The sequence below is a fragment of the uncultured Aquimonas sp. genome, from assembly GCF_937888285.1.
In the GTDB taxonomy this organism is placed as follows: Bacteria; Pseudomonadota; Gammaproteobacteria; order Xanthomonadales; family Xanthomonadaceae; genus Aquimonas.
In genome coordinates this window covers 1-12,795 of the sequence record NZ_CALART010000089.1, presented here as the reverse complement: position 1 = coordinate 12,795, position 12,795 = coordinate 1, and the positions used below count along the sequence as shown (strand labels likewise).

The 12,795-nt window shown below is 71.0% G+C and carries 10 protein-coding genes; 4 read left to right on the top strand and 6 right to left on the bottom strand.

Annotated elements, in window-relative coordinates; genetic code table 11:
• Positions 1–14: 14 nt before the first annotated feature.
• The 3 genes from Q0654_RS16085 to Q0654_RS16075 all read right to left on the bottom strand — a co-directional run bounded on the left by Q0654_RS16085 (position 15) and on the right by Q0654_RS16075 (position 3,088).
• Positions 15–1,412 (bottom strand): DUF2867 domain-containing protein, encoded by a 1,398-nt coding sequence (locus Q0654_RS16085; RefSeq protein ID WP_298855763.1) that lies wholly within the window; start codon positions 1,410–1,412, stop codon positions 15–17.
• Between the two features lie 12 nt (positions 1,413–1,424).
• The gene (locus Q0654_RS16080; protein ID WP_298855762.1) at positions 1,425–1,742 is read right to left on the bottom strand and encodes a metalloregulator ArsR/SmtB family transcription factor; all 318 of its coding nucleotides are present in this window, start codon (positions 1,740–1,742) and stop codon (positions 1,425–1,427) included.
• A gap of 173 nt (positions 1,743–1,915) precedes the next feature.
• Positions 1,916–3,088 carry a diguanylate cyclase gene (locus Q0654_RS16075; protein ID WP_298855761.1) on the bottom strand — a complete coding sequence of 391 codons (1,173 nt, stop codon included), beginning with the start codon at positions 3,086–3,088 and terminating at the stop codon, positions 1,916–1,918.
• Positions 3,089–3,418: 330 nt separating this feature from the next.
• On the opposite strand from Q0654_RS16075, the gene lexA reads away from it, so the two are divergent.
• Genes lexA through Q0654_RS16055 form a run of 4 tightly spaced genes read left to right on the top strand, consistent with a single transcriptional unit; the run spans position 3,419 to position 9,319 of the window.
• Positions 3,419–4,045 carry a transcriptional repressor LexA gene (gene lexA / locus Q0654_RS16070; protein WP_298855760.1) on the top strand — a complete coding sequence of 209 codons (627 nt, stop codon included), beginning with the start codon at positions 3,419–3,421 and terminating at the stop codon, positions 4,043–4,045.
• 1 nt (position 4,046) lies between these two features.
• Positions 4,047–4,655 carry a translesion DNA synthesis-associated protein ImuA gene (gene imuA, locus Q0654_RS16065; protein ID WP_298855758.1) on the top strand — a complete coding sequence of 203 codons (609 nt, stop codon included), beginning with the start codon at positions 4,047–4,049 and terminating at the stop codon, positions 4,653–4,655.
• A 9-nt stretch (positions 4,656–4,664) separates the two neighbouring features.
• A complete protein-coding gene (locus tag Q0654_RS16060; RefSeq protein ID WP_298855757.1) occupies positions 4,665–6,086 on the top strand; it encodes a DNA polymerase Y family protein in 1,422 nt (473 codons plus the stop codon).
• Positions 6,083–9,319 carry an error-prone DNA polymerase gene (locus tag Q0654_RS16055; RefSeq protein WP_298855755.1) on the top strand — a complete coding sequence of 1,079 codons (3,237 nt, stop codon included), beginning with the start codon at positions 6,083–6,085 and terminating at the stop codon, positions 9,317–9,319. Before Q0654_RS16060 ends, Q0654_RS16055 begins: the two co-directional genes overlap by 4 nt.
• A gap of 350 nt (positions 9,320–9,669) precedes the next feature.
• On the opposite strand, the gene Q0654_RS16050 is transcribed toward Q0654_RS16055, so the two are convergent.
• The 3 genes from Q0654_RS16050 to ettA form a co-directional block, all read right to left on the bottom strand.
• Entirely contained in the window at positions 9,670–10,275 is a 606-nt protein-coding gene (locus Q0654_RS16050; protein WP_298855753.1) for a GDSL-type esterase/lipase family protein, read from the bottom strand.
• Entirely contained in the window at positions 10,275–11,516 is a 1,242-nt protein-coding gene (locus tag Q0654_RS16045; RefSeq protein ID WP_298855751.1) for an aminotransferase class I/II-fold pyridoxal phosphate-dependent enzyme, read from the bottom strand. The genes Q0654_RS16050 and Q0654_RS16045 overlap by 1 nt, the downstream gene beginning before the upstream one ends.
• 259 nt (positions 11,517–11,775) lie before the next feature.
• Positions 11,776–12,795 (bottom strand): energy-dependent translational throttle protein EttA (ettA, locus tag Q0654_RS16040; RefSeq protein WP_298855749.1); only part of this gene is annotated, 1,020 nt, incomplete at its 5' end.

Genomic DNA, 12,795 nt, shown 5'->3' with positions numbered 1-12,795 from the left:
CGCACCGCTCTGCCTCACGCGCCCGCCGCTTGGAGCTGCGTCGCGTGCGTTTCTCCCAGCGCGTGGCGAACGGCGAACTCGAGCATGGTGGGTGCCACGTGGCGCTCATGCACGGGGCGGATCGCGAACATGTAGAACGCCCCGAACAGGTTGCGGGTCTGGACGCGCGAGGCCAGACGGATCTGCCAGCTGCCTTCCGGCGTGAGGCAGACGCTGACACTCGAGCGGAACACGAGGTGTCGATCATCGGCGCCGAGAATCACCTCCGCCCAGCGGTCGTCCTCGTCGACATGGCGGGCAAGCACCGGAAAACGTCCCCCGAACCGCTGGGCGCAGTCCTTGGCCTGCAGGGACGAGACGGGACAGCCAAGTTCTGCGGTCCTCAGCCCGAGTGGGCCCACCAGCCGATTGCGCAGCCTCATCAGCAGGCCAACGCTGGTGGGTGGATTCTCGACGAAGCCCGCGAGTACCTGCAGCAGGAGACCGCGGGCCGAGGTCGCCGGCCAGCGCCCGGCAGCGAGCTCAAGCACGACGCAGTCGTCGTGGCCTGTCGCAAGCGCCTCGGGCAGTCGACTGCGGGCGGGCAGGGCGGGTTCGTGGCGCGCACGCAGCGGGGTGATCGCCGTGCTCACGAAGCCGGCAGCGCGGTGACCGAGGCGCAGTCGGCTGCGCAGTCGGCCTGCGGCTCGTCGCACGCGGGCGCATAGACCCTGCAGCAGGCCATCGGGCCCGTCTTGGACGCCGAGGTAGTGGTTCGCCTGCGCCGGGGTACTGGTGCTGATGAGCGGAAGCACCGAGTCCGGCAGGGTCTCGGTCAGGCCTGGAATGCTGGCCTCGTTGGCGAGGACGCGGGCCCGCGCTGCGGCATCGAGGCTGCCGCCCAGCTCATCGGGATGGCAGGACAGCGCGAACAGCGCGCCGTGCCCGCCATCTTGCCGGGCCGGCAGGAACTGGTGCCAGACGCCGCCGCCGAAGCGCACCGTGAACAGGCTGTCGGCAGGCATGTGGACGTCATGCAGCTTGCGTACGAAGCTGCACGGATCGACCGCGATCTCGGCATCGCTTGCGCAGGAGAACCGCAGCCGTGCCCCGGCGCTGCCGGCGATCGCCGTGAAGATCCGCGCGCTGGCGTGGCGATGGAAGGGGTGGCCAGTGGGCCCCACGCTGAAGCTGTAGAGCGAGGAAGGATCGCCATGGGCGAGGTGCATGCCGGCCAGGCGAACCGAAGGCTCGTCGAGCGCGTCGAGGAACCCGGGGTGTTCGCGCTGCCGCTCGGTGGCCTGCGCCAACAGGGCGTCGCCGCTGCCCGGCGCCAGCTGTGCGATCAGATGCACCTCGATCGGCTGCGAAGCTTCTCCGGTGGCGATGCGCAGGGTCGGGAAACCCTTCCTCACCTCGTGCGTGGCGTGCATGGTCATGCGCTCCTACTTGGGGTTCCGGGCCGAGCGTGCGGCGGACTCGCGCTTCAGCGGGCGTGCCACCGGGCAGACTTCCGCGGCCCAGGCGAAGACCGTGTTGGTCAGGCGTTCGGGCACCAGCTGGAAGAACACGAACTGGCCGCGCTTCTCGCGGCGGATCAGCCCGGCGTCCTCCAGGATCCGCAGGTGTCCGGACAGCGCGGGCTTGCTGAACTCGAAGCGCTCTCCGATCTCGCCGGCGGTCAACTCGCCTCCGTTGAGATAGGCGAGGATCTTGCGGCGCGGGGTGGAGGCCAGGGCGGCGAACACGCGATCGATGCTCATGGAGAGTTAGTGAATTAGTTAACTGTTGTCAGTCTAGCCGTGCGCTCGCGAACTGCGCAAGCGCCGGATCAATGTGGCAAGGGCCCGGTGCGGCGTGCGCTGCGTACTCGGAGGGCGGGGGCCGCTGGATCGATCGCCAGGTGCCGGCGTCTCCCCCGCGATGCCGAACGCGTCTACCCCAGCAGGTGCAGCCGCACCTGGTCGCGGCCGCTCTGCTTGGCGCGATACATCGCCTGGTCGGCGCGCCGCATCAGCAGCGAGAGGTCGTCGCTGGAGTCGCTGAGCTGGGCCACGCCGACCGAGACGCTGAGCTCCAGCGGCGTGCCGTTGACGAGTAGCGTCGCCTGCTTGACCGCAAGACGGATGCGGTTGGCCAGGTCTTGGGCGGTCGTCGCGTCGCCGCCGGCGATGAGGGCGACGAATTCCTCGCCGCCGCAGCGGGCGAGCAGGGCATCGGCCGGCAGCGGGGCGGCCATGGCGTCCGCGACCAGGCGCAGCGCGCGGTCACCGGTTTCGTGGCCGTAGTCGTCGTTGACGCGCTTGAAGTGGTCGACGTCGAGCATGAGCAGGGCGCAGGCGCTGCCGCTGGCCTTGCAGGCCTCCAGCCGCTGGCCCGCCTCGCGCAGGAAGGCGCTCCGGTTCAGCAGCCCGGTCAGGCCGTCGACGTTGGCGTGGCGCTTCAGGTCATCGAGATTGCGCTCGCTGTCGAGCAGGGCGAAGCCGAGCGTGGCCAGGGCCGGCGCCATCAGGGCGATGCCCAGCAGCAGGCTGTGCGACTGCGGCGCGCGGATCCAGTCCAGCCCGGGGGTCCAGTCCGCGACCAGCATCAGCACCACCCGCAGCCCCAGCAGCAGGCCGGCGCCGAGCAGGCTGAAGGCGACCAGCAGCGCCTGCATCGAGCGCGTCGGCTGCGCCAGGCGCAGGGCCAGCAGGCCGGCGGCGATCGCGTAGCCGGCGCTGAGCAGCAGCAGGGTGCGCGTGCTCATCGGCTCGCCCGGCCGCAGCAGCAGCCAGGCCAGGCTGGCCAGCGCGACGAGGGCGACCGGCAGGACGAAGCTGGCGGCGCCGGCGGGGCGCCCGCAGAAGGCGCGCAGGGCTCGCCAGTATTCGACGAAGCCGGCCATGATCAGGGCCTTGCCCGGCACCGCCAGCCACAGCGGCCCGTAGCTGCGCGACAGCTCCAGCACCAGCCAGCCCAGCGGTGCGAGGATCAGGGCGCGCGACCAGATCTGCAGCGGCAGGGCGCGGGCAGCGCCGTGGTGGCGCGACAGTCCGATCAGGCTGGTCCCGAAGGCGAGGCAGATCAGCAGGGCAATCAGCGCCACGGATTGCGGGTCGAAGCTCATCGGCACTCCCTTAGGACAACGCTGAAGAATTCAGCGCTGTCGCGCGCCATGGAGGGCGCGCCCGCGGATCGAGCACGCCAGTGCAGGATCCAGCGCAAGCGAGTCCGGATACGTGCCGGACTCGCGACCACGGATCAAGGCCAGGAGGGACTTGATCCGTGTCGCCTCAAGACGCGCGACCGTACACGCACTGCCCGGGTGAATGGTGGACCCGTATCACAAGGCGCCCGATCGCGCGAGGCGCATGGCGGGATCCTTGGCATGCGGCCTCGCTGCGCGTCCTCGCGGGGGCTCGATTCCGGCCCAGAGAGGGTGTACAAATGTACACCTATGAGCCCCGTCGATCCTTCGCTGCCGCCGCCCGACCTGCCGCCCCAGCGCGCCGCCGTATTGGCCTTCCTGCGCCGCGAGCTGGCGGCGGGGCGGGCGCCCAGCCTAGCCGAGATCGCCGAGGCCTTCGGCTTCGCCTCGCGCAATGCCGCGCAGAAGCACGTGCAGGCCCTGCTGGCCGAAGGCCTGCTCGAGCAGGATCCGGGCCGCAAGCGCGGTCTGCGCCTGCCCGGCGGCAGCGCCGACCTGCTGGAACTGCCGGTGCTGGGACGGGTCGCGGCGGGCGTGCCGATCGGCGCCGACATCGGGCTCGACCAGCAGCGCTGGCTGGACCGCCGCCTGTTCAGTCCGAGCCCGGACTACCTGCTGCGCGTGCAGGGCGATTCGATGATCGACGACGGCATCCTCGACGGCGATCTGGTCGGCGTGCAGCGCGGCGCCGATGCCCGCGACGGGCAGATCGTGATCGCCCGCGTCGACGGCGAGCTGACCATCAAGCGCCTGCAGCGCGAGCGCCGCCGCATCCTGCTGCTGCCGCGCAATCCCGCGCATGCGCCGATCGTGGTCGAGCCCGGCCAGGACTTCGCCATCGAAGGCCTGTACTGCGGCCTGGTGCGGTGCGCCTGAGATGGCCGCCGCCAGTCTCGATGCCCTGCTGCAGGCCCAGACCCTCTGGCATGCCGGGCGGCGTGCGCTGGCCACGGTCGAGGGCGAACCGACCGGGCTGCCCGGGCTGGACGCTCTGCTGCCGCAGCAGGGCTGGCCGCGCCGCGCCCTCACCGAGCTGCTGCTGCCGGCCGACGGCGTCGGCGAGCTGTCCCTGCTGATGCCCACCCTGGCGCGCCTCAGCCAGGCCGGCGAGCGGGTGCTGCTGATCGCGCCGCCCTATCTGCCCTATGCGCCGGCCTGGCAGCAGGCCGGGGTCGATCTGGCCGCGCTCGACATCGTCGAGGCCGCACCCGTCGATGCCCTCTGGGCCTTCGAGCAGGGGCTGCGCAGCGGCGCCTGTGCGGCGGTGATCGGCTGGCCGCAGCGAGCCGACGCGGCCGCCCTGCGGCGCCTGCAGGTGGCGGCCGACAGTGGTGCCTGCCTGGGCTTCGCCCTGCGCGATCGCCGGCATGCCGCCAACCCTTCGCCGGCCGCCCTGCGCCTGGAGCAGTCGCGCGGAGCCTGGCACGTGCGCAAATGCCGGGGCGGCCCGGTACCCGCGCAGCCGTTCGTGCTGGCGGCGTGCTGAGCCGCCGCCATGCTGTGGGCCTGCGTACTGCTGCCGCAACTGGCGCTGGATGCCGTCCAGCGGCGCCTGCCCGGGCCTGAGCGCGCCCTCGCCCTGGTCACCGGGCCGGCGCAGCTGCGCAGCCTGCAGGCGGTGAATGCGGCGGCGGCGCAGGCTGGCCTGCATGCGGGCATGCGGCTCACCGCCGCGCATGCCCTGCTGCCTGAGCTTGCCTTGGCCGAATACCAGCCCGAACACGAGGCCCAGGCGCAGCGCTTCCTGGCGGCCTGGGCCTACCGCTACAGCTCGCTCGTATGCGCGCAGTGGCCGGGCTGCCTGGTGCTGGAGGTGCGCGGCAGCTTCAGCCTGCTGGGGCCCTGGCCGCGGATCGAGGCGCGCCTGCGCGAGGAGCTGCAGGCGCTGGGCTTCGCCCATCGGATCGCGCTGGCGCCGACCGCCCGCGCCGCGCATGTGTTCGCCGGCCTGCGCGATGGCCTCGCCCTGCTGCAGCCGCAGGCCATGGCCGACCTGCTGGACCGGGTGCCGGTGCGGCAGGCGCGGCTGCCCGACGAGGCCGGCGAGCGCCTGCAGCGGATGGGCATCCGCGAGCTCGGCAGCCTGCGCCAGCTGCCGCGCGACAGCCTGCGCCGGCGCTTCGGGCTGGCCCTGCTGGAGCACCTCGATCGCCTGTACGGGCAGGCCGAGGAGGCACTGCCCTACTACGCGCCGCCCGATCACTTCGACATGCGCGTCGAGCTCGGCTTCGAGGTCGAGAACCACGGCGCCCTGCTGTTTCCGCTGCGCCGGCTGGTCAACGACCTCGCCACCTATCTCTCGATCCGCGACGGCGGCGTGCAGCGCTTCCTGCTGCGGCTGGAGCACGAGGGCTCGGCTTTCACCGAGGTCGAGGTCGGCCTGCTGTCGGCCGAGCGCGAAGCCGCGCGGCTGTTCGAGTTCAGCCGCAGCCGGATGGAGCGGGCGCGGATTGCGGCGCCGGTGCTGGCCCTGCGCCTCCTGGCCCGCGAGCTGCCGCCCTTCGTGCCGGCCACCCGCGACCTGTTCGACCGCCGCGAACAGCAGCAGCTGCCCTGGCCGCAGCTGCGCGAGCGCCTGCGCGCGCGCCTGGGTGATGCCGCGGTCTACCGCATCGCGCCGGCGGCCGACCCGCGCCCCGAGCACGCCTGGCGGCGCCTGCAGGGCGATGCCGCGCGGATCGGCGAAGCGCCTGCGCGACCGCCGCGGCCGCTGTGGCTGCTGCCGCATCCGATCCCCCTGCGCGACCCCTGCCTGCGCGTGCTCGAAGGCCCCGAGCGGCTTGAGAGCGGCTGGTGGGACGGCGCCGATGCGCGCCGCGACTACTACGTGCTGGAAACCTCGCAGGGCCAGCGCGCCTGGGCCTTCGCGCCGGCAGGCGAGCAGGGCGGCTGGATGCTGCACGGCTGGTTCGCGTGAGCGAGCAGGACCGCAACGCCGACGGCCCGGCCGGGCCGCCGCCGCGCGCCTGGCAGGTGGCGCAGCGCCTGCACGCTGCTGCCGCCAATGACGACAGCGCGGCCGACCTGCCGGCCTATGCCGAGCTGCATTGCCTGTCCGACTTCTCCTTCCTGCGCGGGGCGGCCAGCGCCGAGGCCCTGTTCGAGCGCGCCCAGCGCTGCGGCTACGAGGCGCTGGCGATCACCGACGAATGCTCGCTGGCGGGCATCGTGCGCGCGCTGGAGGCCTCGCGCGCGACGGGCCTGAAGCTGATCGTCGGCAGCGAGTTCCGCTTCGACTGCGGCTTGAAGTGCGTGCTGCTGGTGGAAACGCTGGCCGGCTATGGCCGCCTCTGCGAGCTGATCAGCCGCGCCCGCCGCGCCGCCGACAAGGGCCGCTACCGGCTGCTGCGGGCCGACCTGGAGCAGCTGCTGGCCGGCCTCCCGGTCGAGGATTGCGGCCTGTTCGCGCTGTGGCTGCCGGCGACCCGGCCCGATCCTGAGGAAGGCCGCTGGCTGCGCAGCTGCTTCGGCGAGCGCGCCTTCCTCGCCGTCGAGCTGCTTCGCGAAGAGAACGATGCCGCGCGCCTGCGCCAGCTGCTGGACCTGGCCGAAGCCCTCGGCCTGACGGCGCTGGCCGCCGGCGACGTGCACATGGACCTGCGCCGCCGGCGCGTGCTGCAGGACACGATGACCGCGATCCGCCATGGCCTCACCCTGGCCGACTGCGGCGCCCACCTGTTCCGCAACGGCGAGCGCCATCTGCGCAGCCGGCGCGCGCTTGCCAACATCTATCCCGGCCAACTGCTGCAGGCCAGCGTCGCGCTGGCACGGCGCTGCCATTTCCGTCTCGACGAGCTGCGCTATCGCTACCCGGCAGAACTGGTGCCGGCCGGGCATACGCCGACCAGCTGGCTGCGCGAGCTCACCTTCGAAGGCATGCGCCAGCGCTGGCCGCAAGGCACGCCGCCGGCGGTGGTCGCGCAGATCGAGGACGAGCTGGCCCTGATCGCCGAGCTGGGCTACGAGGCCTTCTTCCTGACCGTCGAGGACATCGTCCGCTTCGCCCGCGCGCGCGGCATCCTCTGCCAGGGCCGCGGCTCCTCGGCCAACTCGGCGGTCTGCTACGTGCTGGGCATCACCGTGGTCGATCCGACCGAGAGCCGCCTGCTGATGGCGCGCTTCCTGTCGAAGGAGCGCGACGAGCCGCCCGACATCGACGTCGACTTCGAGCACGAGCGGCGCGAGGAAGTGCTGCAGTACGTCTACGCCAAGTACGGCCGCGAGCGCGCGGCGCTGGCGGCGACGGTGATCCGCTACCGCGGCAAGAGCGCGGTGCGCGACGTCGCCAAGGCCTTCGGCCTGCCGCCGGACCAGATCGCCCTGCTGGCCGAGTGCCATGGTTGGGGCAATGGCGACACGCCGATGGCGCAGCGCCTGCGCGAGTCCGGCTTCGATGCCGACAACCCGCTGATCGCGCGCATCCTCGCGGTGACCGAACAGCTGCGCGGGCATCCGCGGCATCTCTCGCAGCATGTCGGCGGCTTCATCATCAGCGACGCACCGCTGTCGAGCGTGGTGCCGGTCGAGAACGCGGCCATGCCGGGCCGCACCATCATCCAGTGGGACAAGGACGACCTCGAGACGATGAAGCTGCTCAAGGTCGACTGCCTGGCGCTCGGCATGCTGAGCTGCATCCGCCGCACGCTCGAGCTGATCGAGCGCCATCGCGGCTACCGCGTCGACCTCGCGCGCATCCCGCCGGGCGACCCCGACACCTACGCCATGATCCAGGCCGCCGACGTGGTCGGCGTGTTCCAGATCGAATCGCGCGCGCAGATGAGCATGCTGCCGCGGCTGAAGCCCAAGGACTTCTTCGACCTCGTGGTGGAAGTGGCGATCGTGCGCCCGGGGCCGATCCAGGGCGGCATGGTGCATCCCTACCTGCGTCGCCGGCAGGGCCAGGAGGCGATCCGCTACCCCTCGCCGGGCATCGAGGAAATCCTGGGCAAGACCCTGGGCATCCCGCTGTTCCAGGAGCAGGTGATGGAGCTGGTGATCCATGCCGGCTACACGCCCGCCCAGGCGGATGCATTGCGCCGCTCGATGGCGGCCTGGGGCCGCGGCGGCGACATGGAGCCGCACCGGCTGCGCATCCGCGCGCTGATGGAAGACAAGGGCTATGCCTCCGACTTCATCGACAAGATCTTCGAGCAGATCAAGGGCTTCGGCTCCTATGGCTTTCCGCAGAGCCACGCCGCCTCGTTCGCCAAGCTGGTCTACATCAGCTGCTGGCTGAAGCGGCACGAGCCGGCCGCCTTCGCCTGCGGCCTGCTGAACGCGCAGCCGATGGGTTTCTACTCACCCGGCGAAATCGTCCGCGACGCGCGCCGGCCGGGTGCGACGGGGCGCGCGGCGCTGGAGCTGCTGCCGGTCGACGTGCAGCACAGCGACTGGGACAACCGCCTCGAAGGCGGGCGCCCGCGACGGGGCGACGACGCCGGCGTGCAGCCGGCCCTGCGCCTGGGCCTGCGCCAGCTCAAGGGCCTGTCCGCCGAACGCGGCGAGGCCATCGTTGCCGCGCGCAGGCAGCGGCCCTTCGCCGACGTGCAGGACCTCTGCCAGCGCGCCGGCCTGGACGAGAAAGCCCGCAAGGCCCTGGCCGAGGGCGGCGCCCTGCAGGCCCTGGTGGGCCATCGCCACAGCGCGCGCTGGGCGATGGCCGGCATCGAGCAGCAGCGGCCCCTGCTGCCCGACAGCCCGGAAGAAGCCATCGTCGTGCTGCCGGCGCCCACGCTGGCCGAGGACCTGCTGTCCGACTACGCCAGCCAGGGCCTGAGCCTGCAGGCGCATCCGCTGAGCCTGCTGCGCGAGAAGCTGCAGCGGCTGCGGGTGCTGGACTCGCGCCAGCTGCGCGCCACCCCGCACGGCCGCGGCGTGCACGTGGCCGGCATCGTGACCCAGCGGCAGCGCCCGGGCACGGCCAAGGGCACCCTGTTCGTCAGCCTTGAGGACGAGCACGGCAGCGTCAACGTGGTGGTCTGGTCGCATGTCTCGCAGCGCCGCCGCAAGGCGGTGCTCAGCGCCCGCCTGCTGGCCGTGCGCGGGCGCTGGGAATACGCCGACGGCGTCGGCCACGTGATCGCCAGCGACCTGCACGACCTGAGCCCCCTGCTGGGCGGGCTGCAGACGGGCTCACGCGATTTCCATTGAGCGCGGCCGGGCAGGTCGCGGGAATCTGATGGGCCGCTACTGGCGCTTGCAGCGCGGACAGGACCGAAGCCCGCAGCGATGTTCTGGCACATGCGCTTCGCTTGTGTGCCCTACGCGCACAGCGGTTTGTCGCTCCGGTGCAGGCAAGGCGTCATTCGATGTCGTAGGGCGGATAAGCGCAGCGCATCCGCCAGCGGGTGCGAGAGATGCCCTGGCTTGACCGAAGCGGGTGCGGACGCCGTGCCGGCTCGATCCCGGTCAAAGCCCGCAGCGCTGTTGAAGCCCGGCATCGCACGACAGCGCAGCGGGAACCGGGCGAACGTGAAGCTCACGGTGGGCCGGGGCCCACCCTATGCGCCGAGCAGGGCGAGCTCGGAGGCTTTCGCCCAGGCGGCGTACAGCTCAGCGCTCGGATGCAGGCCGTCTTCCGCGACCCACTCGGCGCCGCGCTCGCGCGAGACCGCGCTGGTGTCGACGAAGCGCACGCCGCGGCCCTGCGCGACCTCCGCGGCCGTGGCGTTGAAGGCGTCCAGCTCGCGGGCGATCTGCGCGGTGTCGCGGCCGCTCTTCGCACCGAACGGCGTCACGCCCCAGTCGGGAATGGCCAGCACGATCACCCGCTGCGGGTCATCGCCGGCCAGCGCCAGAGCGCGATCGAGCAAGGCGCTGAACTGCTCGCGGTACTCGTCGAGCGGGCGCCCGCGGTACTGGTTGTTGACGCCGATCAGCAGGCTGACCAGATCGAAATCGGCGCGTGTGCCAACCGGGTACTTCGCATCCATCGCCGCCGCCAGCTCGTCGGTGGTCCAGCCGGTGGTGGCGATGATTTCCGGCGGGTCGAAGCGGAATTCGCGGCGGTTCAGCAGGTCGACCAGCTGCACCGGCCAGCGCTGGTCGGCGGCGACCGCTTCGCCGATGGTGTAGGAGTCGCCCAGCGCAAGGAACTTGCGGCCCATCATGCGACCGCCCGCTTGATCGCCTGCGCCTGCCGCTCCAATGCGCCATCGATGCGCCGGAACACCTCGGCGATGTCGGCGGGCTCGGGCAGCAGGGTCACGCGGAAATGGTTGCGGTAGGCGACGTTGAAGCTCGAACCCGGCACGATCAGCACGCCGTCCTGCTCCAGCAGCTCCAGCGCGAAGCGGTAGTCGTCGAAGCCCGGCAGGTCGCGGGTGTCGACCCCCGGGAACGCGAACATCGAGCCGCCGGGTGCGACCACCGACAGCCGCGGGCTCGCCGCACAGGCGTCGATCACCGCCTGCCGCGCCGCGTGCAAACGCCCGCCCGGCGCGGTCAGCGCGCTGGCGGTGTCGGGGCCGTTCAGTGCCGCCGGAATCGCCCACTGCGCGGGCACATTGGCGCACAGGCGCAGCGCGCCGAGCAGGTCGAAGGCGTGGTGGTACTCGGACAGTCGCCCGCGGTGGCCGGACAGCACCACCCAGCCGGCGCGGAAGCCGCAGCCGCGGTAGACCTTGGACAGGCCGCCGAAGGACAGGCAGGGGACGTCGCCGCACAGCGGCGCCAGCGGCACGAACTCCGCACCGTCGTAGGTCAGACCGTCGTAGATCTCATCGACCATCAGCACCAGGCGATGGCGCTCGGCGATCGCGACGATCTGCTGCAGCAGTTCGCGCGGGTAGACCGCACCGGTCGGGTTGTTCGGGTTGATCAGCACCAGCGCGCGGGTGCGCGCGGTGACGAGCGCCTCGATCTGCTCGGGATCGGGCAGGAAGCCGTGCTCGGGCCGGCAGTGGTAGTAGCGCGGGTTGCCGCCGTTGAGCAGGGTGGCTGCGCTCCACAGCGGGTAGTCGGGACTCGGCAGCAGCACTTCCTCGCCGGGATTCAGCAGCGCGCGCAGGGCGATGTCGATCAGCTCGCTGACGCCGTTGCCGAGGAACACGTCGTTCGGGGTGACGCCGCTGCTGCCGCGCGCGACATGCAGTGCCGCGACGGCCTCGCGGGCCTGCGGCAGGCCCTGCTGGTGGCAGTAGGGATCGCTGTCGGCGATGTGCTCGACGATCGCCTGCTGGATGTGCGCGGGCGCATGCAGGCCAAAGGCGCCGGGGTTGCCGATGTTGAGCTTGTAGAGCTTGCGTCCGGCCTGCTCCAGCTCCCGGGCTCGCCGCGCCAGCTCACCACGGATCTCATAACGGACCTGTTCAAGGCGTTGGCTGGTCGGAACGGGGCGGTGCGACATGGGCGTGGGCAGGCGTTGAGAGGGCGTCAAGACTAGCGGGAAACGCCTCGCGGCGTTAGGAGGAAGCGTGTCGCTTCCTCCGGGATTCGGGATTTGGGATTCGGGATTCGCAGGCGGCGAGGTGCAGTGCGCCTCACGAACTCAGGCCGCCTCAACCTGTGGCTCACAAAAAGAAAAGCCCCCGCACAGGGCGGGGGCCTTCACTCTCGCGGGAACCGGCTTTAACGAATCCCGAATCTCAAATCCCGAATCCCAGCTCTCAAACCAACTTCTTGAACCGCACCCGCTTGGGCTTCGCCCCTTCCTCGCCGAGGCGGCGCTTCTTGTCTTCCTCGTACTCGCGGTAGTTGCCCTGGAAGAACTCCACGTGCGAGTCGCCTTCGAAGGCGAGGATGTGGGTGGCGATGCGGTCGAGGAACCAGCGGTCGTGGCTGATCACGAAGACGTTGCCCGGGAACTCCAGGATGGCGTCTTCCAGCGCACGCAGGGTTTCGATGTCGAGGTCGTTCGAGGGTTCGTCGAGCAGCAGCACGTTGCCGCCCTGCAGCAGGGTCTTGGCCAGATGCAGGCGACCGCGTTCACCGCCGGACAGGGTGCCGACCAGCTTCTGCTGGTCCTGGCCCTTGAAGTTGAAGCGGCCGATGTAGGCGCGCGACTGGATCTCGATGCCGTTGATGTTGAGGATGTCCGAGCCGCCCGAGACTTCCTGGAACACGTTGTGGTCGCCCTCGAGCTTGTCGCGGCTCTGGTCGACATAGGCCAGCTTGACGGTCGGACCGGTGGTGATCGTGCCGGAGTCGGGCTTCTCCTGGCCGGTGATCATCTTGAACAGGGTCGACTTGCCGGCGCCGTTCGGGCCGATGATGCCGACGATGGCGCCGGGCGGCACGATGAAGCTCAGGTTTTCGATCAGCACGCGGTCGCCGAAGCTCTTGGTGACGTTCTTGAACTCCATCACCGAGTTCCCCAGGCGCTCGCCCGGCGGGATGAAGATCTCGTTCGTCTCCTGGCGCTTCTGGTAATCGACCGACTGCAGCTCGTCGAGCTTGGCCAGACGCGCCTTGCCCTTGCTGCGGCCGCCCTTGGCGTTCTGCCGCGCCCACTCGAGCTCGCGGGCGATCGCCTTCTGGCGGGCCTTCTCCTGGTTCTCTTCCTGCTTGAGGCGCTCTTCCTTCTGGACCAGCCACTCGCTGTAGTTGCCCTTCCAGGGAATACCGCGACCGCGGTCGAGTTCGAGGATCCACTCGGCGGCGTTGTCGAGGAAGTAGCGGTCATGGGT

What these genes read in the sequence shown, in the direction of transcription:
- lexA (WP_298855760.1), top strand. Translation starts at nt 3,419, where the DNA reads ATGAGCCCCGTCGATCCTTCGCTGCCGCCGCCCGACCTGCCGCCCCAG.
- imuA (WP_298855758.1), top strand. Translation starts at nt 4,047, where the DNA reads ATGGCCGCCGCCAGTCTCGATGCCCTGCTGCAGGCCCAGACCCTCTGG.
- Q0654_RS16085 (WP_298855763.1), bottom strand. Translation starts at nt 1,412, where the DNA reads ATGCACGCCACGCACGAGGTGAGGAAGGGTTTCCCGACCCTGCGCATC.
- Q0654_RS16060 (WP_298855757.1), top strand. Translation starts at nt 4,665, where the DNA reads ATGCTGTGGGCCTGCGTACTGCTGCCGCAACTGGCGCTGGATGCCGTC.
- Q0654_RS16050 (WP_298855753.1), bottom strand. Translation starts at nt 10,275, where the DNA reads ATGGGCCGCAAGTTCCTTGCGCTGGGCGACTCCTACACCATCGGCGAA.
- Q0654_RS16075 (WP_298855761.1), bottom strand. Translation starts at nt 3,088, where the DNA reads ATGAGCTTCGACCCGCAATCCGTGGCGCTGATTGCCCTGCTGATCTGC.
- Q0654_RS16080 (WP_298855762.1), bottom strand. Translation starts at nt 1,742, where the DNA reads ATGAGCATCGATCGCGTGTTCGCCGCCCTGGCCTCCACCCCGCGCCGC.
- Q0654_RS16045 (WP_298855751.1), bottom strand. Translation starts at nt 11,516, where the DNA reads ATGTCGCACCGCCCCGTTCCGACCAGCCAACGCCTTGAACAGGTCCGT.